Source organism: Rhodococcus opacus (genome assembly GCF_012396235.1).
Taxonomy (GTDB): domain Bacteria; phylum Actinomycetota; class Actinomycetes; order Mycobacteriales; family Mycobacteriaceae; genus Rhodococcus_F; species Rhodococcus_F opacus.
In genome coordinates this window covers 161,132-178,299 of record NZ_JAAXPA010000003.1, presented here as the reverse complement: position 1 = coordinate 178,299, position 17,168 = coordinate 161,132, and the positions used below count along the sequence as shown (strand labels likewise).

At 68.3% G+C, this 17,168-nt stretch carries 16 protein-coding genes and 1 tRNA gene; 12 read left to right on the top strand and 5 right to left on the bottom strand.

Annotated elements, in window-relative coordinates:
* The first annotated feature begins 37 nt into the window (after positions 1 to 37).
* From HGB39_RS04875 to HGB39_RS04860, 4 genes are read left to right on the top strand one after another with little or no spacing between them, the layout of a single operon-like run.
* Positions 38 to 304 carry an ArsR/SmtB family transcription factor gene (locus tag HGB39_RS04875; protein ID WP_231137790.1) on the top strand — a complete coding sequence of 89 codons (267 nt, stop codon included), beginning with the start codon at positions 38 to 40 and terminating at the stop codon, positions 302 to 304.
* The gene (locus HGB39_RS04870; protein ID WP_005569417.1) at positions 304 to 1,287 is read left to right on the top strand and encodes a TIGR03086 family metal-binding protein; all 984 of its coding nucleotides are present in this window, start codon (positions 304 to 306) and stop codon (positions 1,285 to 1,287) included. The genes HGB39_RS04875 and HGB39_RS04870 overlap by 1 nt, the downstream gene beginning before the upstream one ends.
* A gap of 24 nt (positions 1,288 to 1,311) precedes the next feature.
* A complete protein-coding gene (locus tag HGB39_RS04865; RefSeq protein WP_005253264.1) occupies positions 1,312 to 2,103 on the top strand; it encodes a VOC family protein in 792 nt (263 codons plus the stop codon).
* A gap of 3 nt (positions 2,104 to 2,106) precedes the next feature.
* The gene (locus tag HGB39_RS04860; protein ID WP_005569418.1) at positions 2,107 to 2,469 is read left to right on the top strand and encodes a TfoX/Sxy family protein; all 363 of its coding nucleotides are present in this window, start codon (positions 2,107 to 2,109) and stop codon (positions 2,467 to 2,469) included.
* A gap of 53 nt (positions 2,470 to 2,522) precedes the next feature.
* Here the strand turns inward: HGB39_RS04860 and HGB39_RS04855 are convergent.
* Positions 2,523 to 2,610 (bottom strand) — tRNA-Ser (locus HGB39_RS04855).
* Between the two features lie 42 nt (positions 2,611 to 2,652).
* Positions 2,653 to 3,135, bottom strand: a complete 483-nt coding sequence (locus HGB39_RS04850) for a MarR family winged helix-turn-helix transcriptional regulator (protein ID WP_005248780.1) — start codon at positions 3,133 to 3,135, stop codon at positions 2,653 to 2,655.
* 122 nt (positions 3,136 to 3,257) lie between these two features.
* On the opposite strand from HGB39_RS04850, the gene HGB39_RS04845 reads away from it, so the two are divergent.
* A complete protein-coding gene (locus HGB39_RS04845; protein ID WP_007298365.1) occupies positions 3,258 to 4,253 on the top strand; it encodes an NAD(P)H-quinone oxidoreductase in 996 nt (331 codons plus the stop codon).
* A 104-nt stretch (positions 4,254 to 4,357) separates the two neighbouring features.
* On the opposite strand, the gene HGB39_RS04840 is transcribed toward HGB39_RS04845, so the two are convergent.
* Positions 4,358 to 5,560: a cysteine desulfurase-like protein gene (locus HGB39_RS04840; RefSeq protein WP_005253261.1), complete on the bottom strand. Its 1,203-nt coding sequence runs from the start codon at positions 5,558 to 5,560 to the stop codon at positions 4,358 to 4,360.
* 133 nt (positions 5,561 to 5,693) lie between these two features.
* Here HGB39_RS04840 and HGB39_RS04835 point away from each other — a divergent pair, with 133 nt between their 5' ends.
* The 7 genes from HGB39_RS04835 to HGB39_RS04795 all read left to right on the top strand — a co-directional run bounded on the left by HGB39_RS04835 (position 5,694) and on the right by HGB39_RS04795 (position 13,768).
* On the top strand, positions 5,694 to 6,278 hold the full coding sequence (locus HGB39_RS04835) for a bacterial proteasome activator family protein (RefSeq protein WP_005571487.1): 585 nt from the start codon (positions 5,694 to 5,696) through the stop codon (positions 6,276 to 6,278).
* Positions 6,279 to 6,326: 48 nt separating this feature from the next.
* On the top strand, positions 6,327 to 7,199 hold the full coding sequence (gene wzm / locus HGB39_RS04830; RefSeq protein WP_005571488.1) for a galactan export ABC transporter permease subunit Wzm/RfbD: 873 nt from the start codon (positions 6,327 to 6,329) through the stop codon (positions 7,197 to 7,199).
* 12 nt (positions 7,200 to 7,211) lie between these two features.
* On the top strand, positions 7,212 to 8,108 hold the full coding sequence (gene wzt / locus HGB39_RS04825) for a galactan export ABC transporter ATP-binding subunit Wzt/RfbE (RefSeq protein WP_005571489.1): 897 nt from the start codon (positions 7,212 to 7,214) through the stop codon (positions 8,106 to 8,108).
* On the top strand, positions 8,105 to 9,016 hold the full coding sequence (gene glfT1, locus HGB39_RS04820) for a galactofuranosyltransferase GlfT1 (protein WP_005571491.1): 912 nt from the start codon (positions 8,105 to 8,107) through the stop codon (positions 9,014 to 9,016). The genes wzt and glfT1 overlap by 4 nt, the downstream gene beginning before the upstream one ends.
* Positions 9,017 to 9,173: 157 nt before the next feature.
* Entirely contained in the window at positions 9,174 to 10,289 is a 1,116-nt protein-coding gene (gene rsgA, locus HGB39_RS04815; RefSeq protein WP_005571492.1) for a ribosome small subunit-dependent GTPase A, read from the top strand.
* A gap of 593 nt (positions 10,290 to 10,882) precedes the next feature.
* Positions 10,883 to 12,682, top strand: a complete 1,800-nt coding sequence (locus tag HGB39_RS04805) for a zinc ribbon domain-containing protein (protein ID WP_064080284.1) — start codon at positions 10,883 to 10,885, stop codon at positions 12,680 to 12,682.
* Positions 12,683 to 12,892: 210 nt separating this feature from the next.
* Positions 12,893 to 13,768 carry a class I SAM-dependent methyltransferase gene (locus tag HGB39_RS04795; protein ID WP_043789894.1) on the top strand — a complete coding sequence of 292 codons (876 nt, stop codon included), beginning with the start codon at positions 12,893 to 12,895 and terminating at the stop codon, positions 13,766 to 13,768.
* On the opposite strand, the gene HGB39_RS04790 is transcribed toward HGB39_RS04795, so the two are convergent.
* Together HGB39_RS04790 and HGB39_RS04785 are read right to left on the bottom strand one after the other, a co-directional pair.
* Positions 13,740 to 15,263, bottom strand: a complete 1,524-nt coding sequence (locus HGB39_RS04790; RefSeq protein WP_005566807.1) for a glycosyltransferase family 39 protein — start codon at positions 15,261 to 15,263, stop codon at positions 13,740 to 13,742. The genes HGB39_RS04795 and HGB39_RS04790 overlap by 29 nt on opposite strands.
* Positions 15,260 to 17,149: a glycosyltransferase gene (locus HGB39_RS04785; RefSeq protein WP_043789897.1), complete on the bottom strand. Its 1,890-nt coding sequence runs from the start codon at positions 17,147 to 17,149 to the stop codon at positions 15,260 to 15,262. Before HGB39_RS04785 ends, HGB39_RS04790 begins: the two co-directional genes overlap by 4 nt.
* Positions 17,150 to 17,168 lie beyond the last annotated feature (19 nt).

Below are 17,168 nucleotides of genomic sequence, written 5' to 3'. Positions count from 1 at the left end.
GTTGGAAGTCGCAGCTGAGCCCACCCGGAGACGCCTCATGCAACTGCTGACATCAGGTGAACAGACCGTCAACAACCTCGCCGCACACTTCCCCGCGAGCCGGTCGGCGATCTCGCAACATCTCCGGGTGCTCGCCGAGGCCGGGCTGGTCACTGCGCGTAAGGATGGACGCTTCAGGTACTACCGGCTCGACCCGCAGGGACTCGTTCAACTCCGGACGTTGTTCGACTCCTTCTGGATCGACGAACTCGACCGCCTCGTCGCGGACGCCACCGAGGAAGCAGCTTCCAAAGGAGACAGCTGATGCCATTCGACAAGACCGTCGTCGTCCCGCTGGACCCGGACGCCACGTTCGACCTCGTCACCCGACCGGAACGATTGCGGCGATGGCAGACCGTCGCGGCACGCGTCGACCTGCAAGCCGGCGGCGAGTACCGGTGGACCGTCGTCCCCGGACATTCCGCCGCGGGCACGTTCAGCGAGATCGTCCCCGGCAAGCGGGTGGTGTACACGTGGGGATGGGAGGCTGACGACGAACTCCCCCCGGGCTCGTCCACCGTGACCGTGACTCTGACCCCCACCGCCGGCGGGACCGAGGTGCGACTCGTGCACGACGGGCTCACCGACGAACAGGCCGTCCGCCACGCGGAGGGCTGGAACCACTACCTCGACCGTCTCGTCGCCGCCGCCCAGAAAAGTGACGCCGGACCCGACGACTGGGCGGCCGTACCGGATCCACTCGACGAACTGTCCAGTGCCGAGGCGACATTGGCGGTCGTGCAGCGTGTCCTTCGCGACGTCACAGACGAGGACATGTCCAAGCAGACGGCGTGCACCGAGTTCACCGTCTCGCAGCTCGCCGATCATCTCGTCGGTTCGATCACGGCCCTCGGTGGCGCCGCGGGCGCGACGTTCGACGACGACCCGGGCAAACCCGTCGAGGCCAGAATCGCCGACCTCGCCCAACCCGCACTGGAGGCGTGGCGCAGTCGCGGCCTGGACGGCACGGTGACGATCGGGACGAACAACCCTCCCGCCACCGTCGCCGCGGGGATCCTCTCGATCGAATTCCTCGTTCACGCCTGGGATTTCGCGGCAGCGACCGGAGGTGAGGTTGCCGTATCCGAGCCTCTCGCCGAATACGTGCTGTCGCTGACACACAAGATCATCACACCCGAAGGCAGGAAGGCCGTCGGGTTCGACGACCCCGTACCCGCCCCACACACCAGCGACGCAATCACCCGGCTCATCGCCTACACCGGTCGCCACCCCGTCCCGGCCGTCTGACACCTCACACGGAAAGGTCCAGTCATGCCCATCAAGTCGGAATACGCCCAGGGAACACCGGACTGGGTAGACCTCCAAACCAGCGATCAGGACGCCGCCAAGGAGTTCTATGCGGAACTGCTCGGCTGGGAATACGACGACCGTCCGATGCCCGAAGGCCCCGTCTACTCGATGGCCACCGTGCGCGGCGAGAACGTCGCCGCCATTGCGCCACTACAACCCGACGCGGCCGCGGCCGGGGCGCCGGCGAACTGGAACACCTACATCGCAGTCGACGACGTCGACGCGACGCTCGCGAAAGTCCCCGGCGCAGGCGGCCAGGTTCTGATGCCGGCGTTCGACGTGGGGGAAGCGGGCCGCATGTCCTTCGTCACCGACCCCACCGGGGCGGCCGTCGGATTGTGGCAGGCGAACAAGCACATCGGCGCCACCCTCGTCGGCGACCCGGGCGCCTGCCTGTGGAACGAACTGAACACCGGCGACGTCGACAAGGCGCTCGCGTTCTACAACAGCGTCTTCGGGATCACCTCGTCGAAGATGTCGATGGGACCGGAGTACACCTACACGCTGTTGGAGGTGGGTGACGACCAGGTCGGCGGCTGCGGTGAGCCGATGAAACCCGGCACACCGAACCACTGGCGGGTGTACTTCGCCGTCGAGGACGTCGACGCCAGCGCCGCGAAGGCCGTCGAACTCGGCGGCACGATCGTCGAAGAAGCGATGGACATCCCCACCGTCGGCCGCATGGCCGCCGTCACCGACCCGCAGGGCGCGATCTTCAGCATCATGACGCCCGAGGAACGTCAGGATCAGTAGACCGTGAAGATGCCCACACCCTCCGAGGAGGACAAACAGTTCTTCCGGTCGCTGATCCCCGACACCCCCGGCGTCGAGGTGAAGCCGATGTTCGGCAACCTGGGTGCGTTCGTCAACGGCAACATGTTCGCCGGACTCCTCGGACCGAAAGTCGGGGTCCGGCTACTCACCGAGCAGGCAAGGGACGAGCTGGCGTCGTCCGACGGCGCGGGCCCGTTCGGTCCGGGCGAAAAGCCGATGCGCGAGTACCTGGCCCTGCCCGACCGGTGGCGCGGCACCCCGGACCGCGCCACACCGTGGGTGGAACGGGCGCTCGCCGAGATCGGCGCACTGCCGCCGAAGCAGCCGAAACCCCGGAAGAGGTAGCGGTACGACAGCAGCCCTGACCTGGAGGGAAACAGATCAGGGCTGCCGGTCGTTGGCGGAAGCGGAGGGATTTGAACCCCCGGTCGCTTTCACGACGCTCGCTTTCAAGGCGAGTGCATTCGGCCGCTCTGCCACGCTTCCGTGGGCGATCTTATCGGTACGGAGGCGCCGGCGGGCAACCGGTCAGCGGTCGCCGATGGCCTTGTCGACGCGTTCGAACACCTCGGCGAGAACCTTCAGCTGAGACTTGGTGAGCAGATCGACGAGATTGCTCCGCACCCCCGCCACATGGGTGGGGGCCGCTTCGGCCAGCCGGGCGCGACCTTCGTCGGTGATGACGGCGAGCACCCCGCGGCCGTCCTCGAGGCAGGTGTCGCGGGTGACCATGCCCTGCGCTTCCATCCGCCGGATCTGGTGGGTGAGGCGGCTGCGGGAGGAGAGGACGCCGTCCGCGAGGTCGCTCATGCGCAGCGACCCGTCCGGCGACTCGGACAGCAGCACCAGAATGCGGTAATCCGCGAGGGACAGATCGTGTTTCTCCTGCAGATCCCGGTTGAGGACGTCCATCAGCCGCTGGTTGCCGTCCATGTAACCGCGCCAGGCGCGCATCTCGGCCGGGGTCAACCAATTGGTCGCGGCTTCGGCGTCGGAGGTTTCTGCTGTCACAGGTTCACAGTCTAGTAGTGCGACATTACTTTCCAGTAGCGTTGCGGTCCCCGGAACGCCGAGGGAACGCTGTGATCGCTCACATCCACCGGGCGCCGACGCATTTCGCTAGCGTCGTCCCCATGTATGCGATCACGATCGACCAACCGGGCGGCCCCGAAGTCATGAAGTGGACGGAGCAGCCCGACCCGGAACTTCCACCCGGTCACGTCCTCCTCGACGTAGCCGCGACGGCCGTCAACCGCGCCGACCTGTTGCAGCGTCAGGGGTTCTATCCCCCGCCGCCCGGAGCCAGCGACGTCCTCGGGCTCGAATGTTCCGGCACGATCGCCGAACTCGGCGAGGGAGTGTCGGGGTGGTCCGTCGGCGACCAGGTGTGCGCACTGCTGGCCGGCGGCGGATACGCGGAGAAGGTGGCCGTCCCCGCGTCGCAGCTTCTCCCGCTGCCCGAAGGGGTGGACCTGCTCGTCGCCGCGTCACTGCCGGAGGTCGCGTGCACGGTGTGGTCGAACGTCGTGATGGGCGCCGGGCTGTCCCGCGGCGACGTGCTGCTGGTGCACGGCGGTGGCGGCGGCATCGGCACGCACGCCATCCAGGTGGGCGTCGCGCTGGGTGCCCGCGTGGCCGTCACCGCCGGCTCCGAGGAGAAGCTGGCGCGCTGCCGCGAACTCGGCGCCGACATCCTCGTCAACTACCGTGAGGCCGATTTCGTCGACGAGATCCGCAAGGCGACCGACGGACACGGCGCCGATGTGATCCTCGACAACATGGGCGGCTCGTACCTCGACCGCAACGTCGACGTGCTCGCCGCCGACGGCCGGCTCGTCGTCATCGGCATGCAGGGTGGCCGCAAGGGAGAACTGGACCTCGGCAAGTTGCTGTCCAAGCGCGGCCATGTGACGGCGGCCGGACTGCGGGGGCGGGCCGAGACGGGACACGAGGGCAAGGCCGACATCGTCGCCGACGTCCGCAAGCGGCTGTGGCCGCTGATCGCGGAGGGCGCGGTGCATCCCATCGTCTCGGCCGAACTGCCCATCACCGAGGCGCCGCGCGGTCACGAACTGCTGGACTCGGCGGACACCGTCGGCAAGGTGATCCTGACGATCCCGCGGAACTGACGGCGAAGTGCGTCGCCCGATGTGACATTCGTCCACTCGATCGGAACGAATGTCACATCGGGCGCAGCAGGCGGCGGGGTCAGCGGGCAACAGCGGGCGGCGGATCAGCCCAGGGTGGCGAGCTCGTTCACGAGCTGGTCGATCTCGTAGCGCGTGGTGTACGGCGCGAGACCGATGGTGACGGCGCCGCCCTCGTCGTTGACGCCGAGCGCGTCGAGCAGCCGGGAACCGCCGTGGACACCGCTGACGGTGGCGATGCGCTTGTCGGCGAGATGCGACGCCACCTTGTCGGCCGAGACTCCGGCGACGGTGAAGCTGAGCGTCGGAACCCGGCTGGGCGAGCGCCCGATGACCATCACCTGCGGTAGCCGCTTCAGCGACGACATGAGGTGGTCGAACAGGGTGTCCTGGTAGTTCTGCAGCGAGCTGATGGACGCCTCGAGCTTCTCGCGCCGGGAACCGGTGGCCGATTCGTCGAGGTTCGCGAGGAAGTCGATGGACGTGGTGAGGCCGGCGAGGAGCGCGAACTGGTGCACCCCGACCTCGAGACGTTCGACACCCCGCGCATACGGGTTGAGCGACACGGCGGGGATGCGGTCGAGGAGGGTGGGGTCGCGGAAGACGAGCGCCCCGACCTGCGGTCCGCCCCAGGAGGTGGCGCCGACGGCGACGACGTCCGCTCCGAGTTCGTTGATGTCGACGTGCGCGTAAGGGGCGGCCCCGATCGCGTCGACGACCATCAGTCCCCCGACTTCGTGGACGCGGTCCGAGGCGACACGGACGTCGGGCGCCGAGCCGACGATCGGGGATGCGGCGGTGAGTGCGACGAGACGCGTCGTGGTGGTGATGAGGTCCTGGAACTGCCAGCTGGGGAGTTCGCACGTCTCGATCTCGACCTCCGCCCACCGCACCTGGGCGCCGTAGCGGCTGGCGACTCTGAGCCAGGGGGCGACGTTCGCTTCCTCGTCGAGGCGGGAGAGCACCAGCCCGGTTCCGAGGCCGAGTCGCGTGCTCAGCGACTCCGCCAGCCAGGCGAGGAGAACGGATCGGTCGGGTCCGAGCACGACCCCGGCGGGATCGCCTCCGACCAGGTCGGCGACGGCTGCTCGGGCCGCATCGAGTACCGCCGCACTGCGCCGGCTGGACACATGTCGCCCGGTCGACGAAGAGGCAGACGCCCGGAAGGCCGTGGAGACAGTGCGCGACACCGCGTCCGGAATCTGCATGCCGGCCTGCGGATCGAGATGGATCCAACCGTCGCCGAGTGAGGGGATGAGTCCCCGAACGCGGGCAACGTCGTAAGCCATGCCCGACACTCTAAGACCCCAAGTCAATACGGTCGAAGCCAGCCATCGATTGTTGTGGAGTGCAACAAAGGTGGAATGGGCCCAAATTGGACGCACCTTCGCACTGCCGAGCGGGAACAGCCAAGATAGAGGCATGACGAACTCGGAGAATGAACACGTCGTCGTGATCGGCCCCGACGGTCAGCCCATGGCCATCCCCGTGGCCGAGGCCGCGAGCAAGCCCGAGGGCTCCGACGCCGCCGCGGATGCGAACGGGAACGGCACGGAGTCGGTGGCCGACATGGTGGAGCAGCCGGCCAAGGTCATGCGCATCGGCACGATGATCAAACAGCTCCTCGAGGAAGTGCGCGCCGCACCGCTCGACGACGCCAGCCGCAACCGGTTGAAGGAGATCCACAAGTCGTCGATCCACGAGCTCGAGCAGGGCCTCGCCCCCGAGCTGCGCGACGAGCTCGAACGCCTCACCCTGCCCTTCACCGACGACACCGTCCCCACCGACGCCGAACTCCGCATCGCCCAGGCGCAGCTGGTGGGGTGGCTCGAAGGACTGTTCCACGGCATCCAGACGGCCCTGTTCGCCCAGCAGATGGCGGCCCGCTCCCAGCTCGAACAGATGCGCCAGGGAGCACTGCCTCCGGGTTTCAGCATGGGCAACCCGCACGGGGCGCACAATCACGATCCGGGGTCGCAGTCGAGCGGTACCGGCCAGTACCTGTAGCAACGGGCGAAACAGCATGGAACTCGACTCCCGGTAGGCTCGGTGCCCGTGTCAGCATCCGCTATCGAAACCGAGGCCACAGGCGGCCCGCTCCCGACGTCCGACTCGCAGACCTTCCGTCGCGCGTTCAAGGACCTCAGGGACGGCTTCGCTCAGCGCGAGCTGTGGCTGAGCCTCGGCTGGCAGGACATCAAGCAGCGCTACCGCCGGTCGGTGATCGGCCCGTTCTGGATCACGATCGCGACCGGCGTGCAGGCCGCGGCGATGGGCATCCTGTACTCCGCCCTGCTCGACATCCCGCTGGACGAGTTCCTGCCGTATGTCACCGTGGGTCTGATCGTCTGGAACCTGATCAGCGCGAGCATCCTCGAGGGATCCGAGGTGTTCATCGCCAACGAGGGGCTGATCAAACAGTTGCCGTCGGCGCTGAGCGTCCACGTCTACCGGCTGGTGTGGCGGCAACTGCTGCTGTTCGCCCACAACCTCGTGATCTACGTGGTCATGCTGTTCGCGTTCGGGGTGTGGCGCCACCTGACCTGGATGTCGCTCGCCGCGATCCCGGCGATCGCGCTGATCGTCGTCAATGCGGCGTGGGTGTCGATCATGTTCGGCATCTTCTCCACCCGGTACCGGGACATCGCGCCGATCCTCGGCAGCATGACGCTGCTGCTGTTCGTGCTGACTCCGATCATGTGGACGACGCAGAGTCTCGAGGCGCAGGGCGGGCAGGCCGCCGAGCGCGTCAAGCTCGCCGAGTTGAACCCGCTGTTCCACTACCTCGACATCGTGCGCGCGCCCATGATCGGTCAGGATCAGCAGGCGTACCACTGGTACATCGTGCTGACCATCACCGTCGTCGGGTGGGCCGCCGCCATCCTCGCGCTTCGCAAGTACCGGGCCCGTGTGCCCTACTGGGTTTAGGGGTCAGAAGTAATGACAGAGCATGTGAGTATCGAGACGCGGGACGCCTGCGTCGACTTCCCGATCTTCGACGCCAAGTCCCGGTCGCTGAAGAAGGCGTTCCTCGGCAAGGCCGGCGGCTCGATCGGGCGCAACAACTCGGACGTCGTGGTGGTCGAGGCCTTGCGCGACATCAACCTGTCGCTGAAGGAAGGCGACCGGATCGGCCTGGTCGGCCACAACGGCGCCGGCAAGTCGACGCTGTTGCGGTTGCTGTCCGGCATCTACGAACCCACCCGCGGCAGCGCGAGCATCCGCGGCCGCGTGGCCCCGGTCTTCGACCTCGGTGTGGGCATGGACCCCGAGATCTCCGGCTACGAGAACATCATCATCCGCGGGCTGTTCCTCGGGCAGACCCGCAAGCAGATGCTCGCGAAGATGGATGAGATCGCCGAGTTCACCGAGCTTGGCGAGTACCTGTCGATGCCGCTGCGCACGTACTCCACCGGTATGCGCGTGCGCGTCGCGATGGGTGTGGTCACCAGCATCGACCCGGAGATCCTGCTGCTCGACGAGGGCATCGGTGCCGTCGACGCGGAGTTCATGAAGAAGGCGCGCGTGCGTCTGCAGGCACTGGTGGAGCGGTCCGGCATCCTGGTGTTCGCCAGCCACTCCAACGAGTTCCTCGCCCAGCTCTGCGACAGGGCCATGTGGATCGACCACGGTCAGATCCGTCAGCAGGGCGGCATCGAGGACGTCGTCCGCGCGTACGAGGGTGACGACGCCGCCGACCACGTCCGCCACGTCATCTACGAGATGGACCGGGAGAAGTCCGGGCTCACCGCTTCGGCCGAACGGGACGCCCGTAGCGACAGATCGAACGAGCGTCCCGTTCGTACGGCCGCGGAAGCCGAGGCGGAGTCCGCGTGAGCGCTGCTGCCGAGCGGATCGTCGGTGTCGTCGTCACCCACAAGCGCCGCGCACTGCTGGCGGAATCGCTGAAGGTCCTCGGCTCGCAGACGCGTCCGCTGGACCACCTGGTGGTCGTGGACAACGCCGCCGAGGACGACGTGCGTGAGCTCGTCGAATCGTCCGGGATTCCCGTCAGCTACCTCGGTTCGCAGCACAATCTGGGCGGGGCGGGCGGCTTCGCGCTGGGGATCCTGTACGCCCTCTCGCTCGGCGCCGACTGGGTGTGGCTCGCCGACGACGACGGACGGCCCGAGGGACCGAAGGTCCTGGAGACGCTGCTCGATTGCGCGCAGCGGCACGGGCTGGCCGAGGTCTCCCCGGTGGTCTGCGACATCGACGACCCCGACCGTCTCGCGTTCCCGCTGCGCCGCGGTGTGGAGTGGCGACGGCTGCGTTCCGAACTGTTCGCGGACGGCGACGACTCTGCCGACCTGCTGCCGGGCATCGCGTCGCTGTTCAACGGCGCCCTGTTCCGCGCGTCGGCGATCGACACGGTCGGCGTTCCCGACCTGCGTCTGTTCGTCCGCGGCGACGAGGTGGAGGTGCATCGCCGGCTGGTGCGATCGGGGCTGCCGTTCGGCACGTGCCTGCAGACGGCGTACGTGCACCCGAACGGCGCGGAGGAGTTCAAGCCGATCCTCGGGGGCCGGATGCACACGCAGTACCCGGACAACGAGACGAAACGGTTCTTCACGTACCGCAACCGCGGCTACCTGCTGTCCCAGCCGGGCATGCGGAAGCTGCTGCCGCAGGAATGGGTGCGGTTCGGGTGGTACTTCCTCGTCACGAGGCGTGATCCGCAGGGTCTGCGTGAGTGGATGCGGTTGCGGAAGCTGGGCCGCCAGGAGCGGTTCGAGCGCCCGTAATTCGGTTGCGTCCGGGTTCCGCCGGGTGGGAGCATCGTGGGGTTCCGGTCTGAGAATCTCGACGTGTTGCGAAGGAGTGAGTGTCCGATGACTGTCTCGTCGGTCGACGCCGTGTGCGTCCACTCCCCCTTCCCCCTCGCCTGACCGAACCCGTGCAGTGGTCCGGTCGGCACTCATCGACCTGAGGATCACACCCACCATGTTCGACCCTGGACAACTCCTGCCCTACGGCTGGAACGACACACTTTCCGACACCTTCGACAACTACCCGGCCGACGGTCGCGAGCCCGGGCGGGTGATCCGCGTGGACCGCGGTCGCTGCGACGTCGCCACTCCCGCGGGCGTCGTCCGCGCGCTCGCCGGCGAGCACACTCTCTGCACCGGCGATTGGGTGACGCTCCACCGTCACGGCGACGAGATCGCCGTCGCCGACCTCCTCCCGCGGCGCAGCGCGATCGTCCGGGCGTCCGCGTCCGGCCGGTCGGAGGGCCAGCTCCTCGCGGCCAACGTCGACACGGTGGTGATCGCCGCCGGACTCGACACCGCCCTCGATCTCGGACGCATCGAACGCCTGCTGGCCCTGGTGTGGGAGAGCGGCGCCCAGCCGGTGGTCGCGCTCACCAAATCCGATACCGTGCAGGATGTTTCCCTCGCGACCGCAGAGGTGGCAGCGGTGGCGCCGGGTGCGACGGTGCTCGCGGTGAGCGCCGACACGGGCGACGGCATCGACGTCCTCACCGCCGTGATCGACGGGACGGTCGCGCTCATCGGACCGTCCGGCGCGGGCAAGTCGACGCTCGCGAACGCGTTGCTCGGCGAAGACGTGCTCGCGACCGGACGTGTCCGCGAGGGCGATCACAAGGGACGTCATACGACGGCGCACCGTGAACTCCTGCCGCTGCCCTCCGGGGGCGCCCTGATCGACACGCCGGGACTGCGGGGTGTCGGCATGTGGGACGCTGCCGACGGCATCGACAAGACGTTTCCCGAGATAGAGGAACTCGCGGCGCAGTGCCGGTTCGCGGACTGCTCGCACACGGCCGAACCCGGCTGCGCGGTGCAGGGCGCGGTGGAGCGCGGCGAATTGCCCGAGCGGAGGCTCTCAACTGTTGCCTCGATATCTAATACTATCCGGTATGTTCTGACACTATCTACGACGCGAATTGGTGAGGCTGCGCAATACTTGGGCCCGTCGGCAGTTAGGACGCGCACGGCGGCATCGGAGGGCCGGTTGCCCTCTCGGCGCACCGGTTTCGGGGGACCGAAACTGTGATCGCGTGGACCCCGACGCCTACCTGGGCCGGCCTGTATCGGAGTGTGCGGGAGCGACGCCGGAGAGGTGGAGGCATTGTAATGCCGGGTGTCGGGCTCGACCGGGCGGGAGGCTTCGCTGGCCGATCAGGAAAAGGTGTTTCGGGAGAGCGTTTACTGGTGAGGTGTGTGGGGTCTCCAAAGGATCGCGGTTCGGGACTCGAGGGAGTGGCGAGGGGCGCGGCCGGATGCTCGACGACGCGGCCAAGGGCGGGGTTCACGGTGGTGCGGGTGGTGGCGAGATCGATTGGCCCGATTCGCCGGTGGCGTGGGTCGGGCGGTACTTGTCGGGGGTCGGCGTTACAGTCGGGTTCTGTGAGAGGCGGGCGAGGTATCGCTGGGGGAGTTGGTGGATGACGTCATCGCGTTGCTGGCATCGTTGTCCGGCCGGTTGTAATCAGCCGCGGTCGATGCAGTTTCAACACCGACTTCTTCAATACCGGCTTCGGGGCGATGCCGGCGCACGGTTGGGAAGGGGTGGCTGGTGAGGATCTCGGGGGATCGCGAATCTTGTTCGGCCGCGGGGGTGCTCGCCGATCGTGAATTGGGCCCGGCATGAGCGGGCCGGGATCGACTGCGGCGCGGCAGTTTTCGGTGACCACCCGCGCCCATGTGGCGGTCGACGATGCGACCGGCGAGCCGATCGGTCTCGACGACGTCGATGTCCGGGTGGGGTGGCTGCTCGACCTGGTCGCCGCGGCCGGCGCCGAGTTGGTGTCGCGGCTGTGGCAGCCGGCGACGTTCGATGTGCTCGCCGCCGGCCTTGACCGCCAGGACCGCAGGCTGCCCGCGCAAGGTCACGTCGCCGCGGCCCGTCTCGGCTGGACTCCGTTCTATCCGGACGGGGTCTACGTGCCGTCGCGGGTGAGCAGGGTGGTGACCGCGCAGGTGGTGGCGACCCTGCGGACCCTGGCCTACCGGGACACCGCGATCGCGGCGCTCTCGGCCCGGTTCGACCCGGCCACCGGTCGTCTGACCGCACCCACCGAGCCGGGCGACTCTGTGCCGGCGGGTTTCGCCCGGGGCGTGCGGCGTCAGCTCGCCGCCCGCGGGGGCGGCGGGGCACCGGCCGGCCGGTTGCGGATCACCGAAATACAGGGACCGCCACAGACGAGCGCGATGGCCCGGCTGTCGGCCGCCGATCGGCAACTCGCGCAGATCACCGTGACGGGCCGTGAGCTGGTGTTGACGGTGAAGCTGCCCACCAGTCCGACCCCGGCGGGGCGGGCGCAGTGGCGCAGTGTCCGACTGACCGCCGCCATCCCCGAGCATCTGCACGGCAGAGCCGTTACCGACTGGCATCTGCCGACCCTGGTCCTCGACGGCCGGGGTCTGCTCTGGCGGTGCGCCGCGACCGAACTCGTCCCCGCAGACGACCTGGACTCGGCCGCGGTCGCGGTCGGGGTGGACTGGTCCCCGACCAGTCTGGGTGCCGCCGCCCTCGTGGCCGAGGGTGCTGACGGGTTGTCCTCGGATTACCGAGGTTGGACCTACGACGACCGCGGCCTCGGGATCAAACTGGCACGCCTGCAGACCGAGGGGCAGCTGCTGCACGGCAAGGCGGCCCGGTTGACGCGGCTCGCCGCCGCCGCCCCGCCCGAGGTACGCGCCCGGCTGGAGGCGAAGATCGCCGTCCTCGACGCCCACCGCACCGCGGTGGGTGTCAAGAGGGGAATGATCAACCGGGAACTGGCCTTCCATTTCGCCCGCCAGGTCACCGACTACGCCACCGCCGCGGGCGCGCAGGTGATCGCGGTGGAAGATCTCACCACCCTCGAGACCCGCGGACGCGGACGGGTCAACAACAACCGGGCCGCGCAGTCCGCCCGCCGCCACGCTGTCACTGCCCTCGCGCACACCGCCGCAGGTGTCGGCGTCACGGTGGTCTCGGTGCCCGCCCGGGGCTCCTCCGCATGGTGTCCGGGCTGCGACGAACCGCTCTCCCGCCCCGGCGGCTACCACACCGCCTGGTGCCCGGCCTGCCAGGTCGGCGGCAACCGCGACCACATGGCCGGGGTGAACCTGGCCAAACGCGCACTGCTCGGCAGAAGCAAAGTCACCAGGCGGCGTGGGCGGATGCCCGTGGTCCGGGTGGCCGAACATGCGCCGGTGCGCCGGTGCCGCGACAAGAACGGTCCCACACCGAGCAGACCGCGGCACCGCCGGGTCCGCCGCAGCCTGCCCCCCACAACACGGCGGGTGGGGGTGAATCCGAAACAGCATGTTCCTGCACCACAAGCGTCGGTGTGGGACACGGTCAAACCCACACCACCGCACGGTGATACCGGTAGCCGTGACACACGTACATCTCAAGCGTCCGCCCCACCAGTGGCAGACGGTATGAGATCTACGTAGACGCTTGCCAGCTACCGCAAGCTGATTCGCGAGAACGGCTGGATCGCGTCACGCACCGATGCGAGGCTCCGGGCCGAGCGTGAACGCGAGTGGAAGAGCATCGCCCGCTGGCAACGTCAGATGTACCGCAGTCGCGGTCACTGACACGGGCGCCCGACCCGCATCCCGGTTCGAGCGGTGAGCCGGGATGCGGACTGGCAACATGGGTATATGTTCGATCTTCGGAGAAAGGCCCGTCTCAAGCTTCAACGTGCCATGTCCGAGGTGGTGGCCGAATCGGATCGGCGGTCCCGCGAACTCACCGAGAACCAGCACGACCAGACCCTGGCCGAGCTGAGCGCGACCAACCAGGAACTCGCGCGGGTGCTGTCCGAGCTGTCCGATGCCCGCATGGAGATCTCCGACGTCCAGCAGCGGCTCGGCGAACTCGAGCAGCAGGCCCGCCGCGACATCACGCAGGCGCTGGACGTGCGGGCCACGAACGAGGCCGCGGCGTTCGTGCTCGAGCACATGCCGAAGGCGCCCGTGTTCTGGAATCCGCAGGACACACTGCGCTACGGACTGTCGCAGGTGGAGGTCGAGGGGCTGGCCCTCGAGTTCGGGGTGGCGTCGGGCACCACGCTCCGGATCATCGTCGAACAGTTGAAGGACGCCGAGCACGAGGTGTTCGGGTTCGACGTGTTCTCCGGTCTGCCGCAGACCTGGCGCACCGGATTCCCGGCCGGGGAGTTCGCGCAGCAGAAACTGCCGCACGTGCGGGGCGCGCAGCTGGTGCCCGGACTGTTCGAGGACACGCTGGCGGGTTTCCTCGAGGAACACCCGGGACCGGTGTCGTTCGTGCATCTCGACGCCGACCTGTACTCGTCCACGAAGTCGGTGCTCGACCGGCTCGAACGGCGGCTGGTCGCGGGCACGGTGATCGTGTTCGACGAGTTCTTCAACTTCCCGGGCTGGCAGGAGCACGAGTACCGGGCGTGGACGGAGTTCGTCGACCGCACCGGCGTCGGCTTCGAGTACCTGAGCTACACCGCGAACCACGAGCAGGTGGTCGTGCGGATCACCGCACCAGCTTCACCGCCTGCGTGACGTTGAACGTCGCGCGTGCGTCGATCCGCAGTCCGGACCGCGCGAGAGCGGCGAACGCCTCGGTGTCCTCGAAGTGGTACGGCGGCAGCGTCCACACCTCGTTGGACGTGTGCCGGATGATGCGCTCGGTGTCGCGTTCGTAGTCGGTGAAGAACCAGACCACGGAGCACGAGTCGAGCGCGCCCGCGAGGTCAGGGACCGCGAGTTCGTCGTCCCACAGCGACCCCCGGCTCGCGGCCGTGGTCCCGAGCCCGATGTCGCGAGTGCCGTCGAAGGCCTCCGGCCGCACGTTCTTCACGAGCCGCAGCGACGTGGGGTTCCAGGCCGGCTTGTCGAACAGCACGCAGTCGCCGGGGCGGAGGTGTTCCCCGGCGAAACCGTTGACGGTGCTGAAGTCCATGCCGCTGGGTTTCGCCCACTGCTCGCGCTGTTCGAGGTAGCTCGGCGATGCGGCCACCGCGAACACCGCGATCACCGCGGCGGACTGCCACCACTTCCGGGTCAGGGCGGCCAGGCAGAGTCCGCCGACGAGGGCCACCGCGGGCGTCGTGAATGTGAAGTACCGCGGGAGATACACCGGGCTGCGCAGGAGCGAGTACGCGAGCAGCGTCGCCATCGGCACCGCGATCCACGGCAACGCGACGGACAGTACCGGGGGCAGCCGGTGACCGCGCACCAGCGCCACCGACCCGGCCACCACCAGCACGGCGAACAGCACCGCGAACCACGGTGCGCCGACGAACCACTGGTACTCGGCGACGGCCCGGGGCAGGTGCCCGTCGAGCGGCGGGATCCACGCCACCTGGACCGATTCCCGGCGCACCAGTGCCACGAACGGCGCCGCGACCACCGCCCCCGCGGCCGTGCCCGACGTCCAACCGAGCCAGGACCGCCGGGCCTCGCGCAGCAGCAGGATCGTCAGCAGGTGCGCGGGAACGAGGGTGATCAGGTAGACGAACAACACGATCGACACCGCCAGGCCTGCGGCGTACAGCGCCCACAGCCACCAGCGCCGGAACCTCAGTGCCGCAAGGAGAATCACGGTCAGCCAGACCGCGGCCGCCGCCGTGGCCGCGTACCCGCGGGCCTCCGCGGCCGCCCACATGACACTGGGCAGGATCACGAACAGGATCCCGGACAGCACCGCCACCCGCCTGGTCGAGATCAGCGCACCGAGCACCACCACGCCTGCGCCCGCCGCGCCAGTGGCCAGGGCGCTCGGGAACCGCGCCGAGAACTCGGAGGCACCGAACGCCGCGAACCAGTAGTGCATCCCGACGTAGTACAGCCCGTGCACGGCATCGATGTGGCCGAGCAGATTCGACAGGTCGGGCCGGGACCGCTGACTCGAGTACAGCGTCGCGACCTCGTCGTACCAGAACGACGGACGCCAACTCCACGCCGCGCCGAGCACCACACCGACAGCGAAGACGAGGAACGAATCCCGGAGCAGCCCGCGAACATCGCGGGCCCGCAACGGTCCGGCCGACGTCACTGATCGTAGAGGCGAGCCCAGTTCTCCCGGCTGGTGAGCTGCGGCAACGCGTCCCGGTACCGGCGTTGCGTGGACGCCGCATCCTCGCGGAACCGTTTCATCAGCTTCACGGTCCGGGCCGTGAGCTCCCGGGCCGTCTCCTTGTCGCGGCGGCGCACCCGCACCCCGGACTGGGAGGCGTCGGTGATGACGGCGGTGTCGAACAGCGACACGTGCCACCAGTGCGCCTCCGCCACAGGGATACTCGCGACACCGTGCTGGGTGCGGCCGAGCCACTGGTACGCGGCCCGCTTGGCGAGGACGAGGTCGAGCTTGCTCTTGTCGGGCTCGAAACCGGCGTACCGGGTGACGAGATCGGAGTTGCGGATCCCGGGAATGTTCGACGCGGGATGCTTGACGGTTTCGGGGAACCGCTTGCGCTCCTCGCGGATCGACGCCAGCACGGCCTGACCGCCGTCCTCGAGCACCTTCGGGCCCTCGAGGAAGTCCTCGATCCCGCGAATCATGGTGTACGCCAACCCGTACTGCATCGACACGAGGTACTGGGTGACCTCCCGCGTCATCATCTTGCTCAGCGACTTGGCGTCGAAGTCACTGTGCAGCGCGGCGGCGATCAGCGAGTTGCGGATGCTGAAGTACTTGGCCCAGTCGTCGCGGTCCTTCCAGTGGAAGTCCGCGTGCCACACACCGGCGTTGGGCAGGGTGACCGTGACGAATCCGGCGGCGCGGGCGCGGATGCCGTACTCGATGTCGTCCCACTGGAAGAACATCGGCAGCGGGAGCCCGATCTGCGCGACCACCTCGGCGGGGATCAGACACGACCACCACGCGTTGTAGCCGGCGTCGACGCGCTTGTGCTGCTTCTTCTTGATCAGGTTGATGTCGTGCCGCGACCCGGCCGCCCAGCGGCCCGCCTTCAGCTTCGACAGGTCCGCTTCCTCTGCGCTGACGTGCAGGTGTTCCGGGTTCATCAGGTACAGCATCTGCGCGCCGACGAGCGTCAGCTCGGTGGTGACGTTGGCGAATGCGTTCATCCGCAGGATCGACTCCGGCTCGCACAGGATGTCGTCGTCCATCAGGATCAGGTTGGCGTGCTCGTTGATGCCCGAGACCTCGTACATGCCGCGGGTGAATCCGCCGGCCCCGCCGAGGTTCGGCTGCCGCAGGTAGACGAGCTTGTCGCCCAGGATCTCGGCGACCTCGGTGAACTTCTCCCGGTCCGACACGTGGTCGCTGCCCTGGTCGACCACGTACACGGCGTCGATGCCGGACGCCATCGTCGAGTCGTTCGCGATGGCGGCGACGGTCTCGGCGCAGTCGTCGGCGCGGTTGAACGTGCAGATCGCGATCGCGGCGGGCCGGATCACCGACGGCGCGGCGACGGTCCACTCCAGTTCGCTCACCGCGAGGGGGCCGTCGACGGCGGTGAACTCCACCCACAGGGAGCCGCCGTCGAGGTAGGCGTCCAGCTTCGCCGACAGCGTCGCCGTGCCCGAGCCGTCGATCTCCGTCGTCGCGAGGATGCGCGAGTTTCCGCCCGAATCGGAGCCGCGCAGCGCCACCACGGCGCGTCCGCCGGCCTCGTGGTGGAACCCGACGGTCACGTCGGTGACCGTGGTCCAGCGCTGGTAGTAGCTGGCCGCGAACCGGCCGAAGTAGGTGTCGGTGTCGACCGTCGCACCCTTCTCGAGGTGCACGACGTGGCGCTCGCGGTGGGCACGGCCCTTGACGATCCTGGCGTACAGGTCGTCCTTGACCCGGGTGGTCGGTCCCGTGAAGAGACCTCGCGCCACCACGAGGCGGTCGGGTGCGCGATGCTCGGTGAGAGCACTCCGTACCGCGGCCGTGCTCCCGTCCACAGGTGCTACCGACGCAGACTCGTTCATAGTGCTCCTACTGTTCCCC

Excerpts from the sequence above, each read along its gene's own strand:
- HGB39_RS04875 (WP_231137790.1), top strand. The coding sequence starts at position 38 with ATGCAACTGCTGACATCAGGTGAACAGACCGTCAACAACCTCGCCGCA.
- HGB39_RS04870 (WP_005569417.1), top strand. The coding sequence starts at position 304 with ATGCCATTCGACAAGACCGTCGTCGTCCCGCTGGACCCGGACGCCACG.
- HGB39_RS04865 (WP_005253264.1), top strand. The coding sequence starts at position 1,312 with ATGCCCATCAAGTCGGAATACGCCCAGGGAACACCGGACTGGGTAGAC.
- HGB39_RS04845 (WP_007298365.1), top strand. The coding sequence starts at position 3,258 with ATGTATGCGATCACGATCGACCAACCGGGCGGCCCCGAAGTCATGAAG.
- HGB39_RS04840 (WP_005253261.1), bottom strand. The coding sequence starts at position 5,560 with ATGGCTTACGACGTTGCCCGCGTTCGGGGACTCATCCCCTCACTCGGC.
- HGB39_RS04835 (WP_005571487.1), top strand. The coding sequence starts at position 5,694 with ATGACGAACTCGGAGAATGAACACGTCGTCGTGATCGGCCCCGACGGT.
- wzt (WP_005571489.1), top strand. The coding sequence starts at position 7,212 with ATGACAGAGCATGTGAGTATCGAGACGCGGGACGCCTGCGTCGACTTC.
- HGB39_RS04805 (WP_064080284.1), top strand. The coding sequence starts at position 10,883 with ATGAGCGGGCCGGGATCGACTGCGGCGCGGCAGTTTTCGGTGACCACC.
- HGB39_RS04795 (WP_043789894.1), top strand. The coding sequence starts at position 12,893 with ATGTTCGATCTTCGGAGAAAGGCCCGTCTCAAGCTTCAACGTGCCATG.
- HGB39_RS04785 (WP_043789897.1), bottom strand. The coding sequence starts at position 17,149 with ATGAACGAGTCTGCGTCGGTAGCACCTGTGGACGGGAGCACGGCCGCG.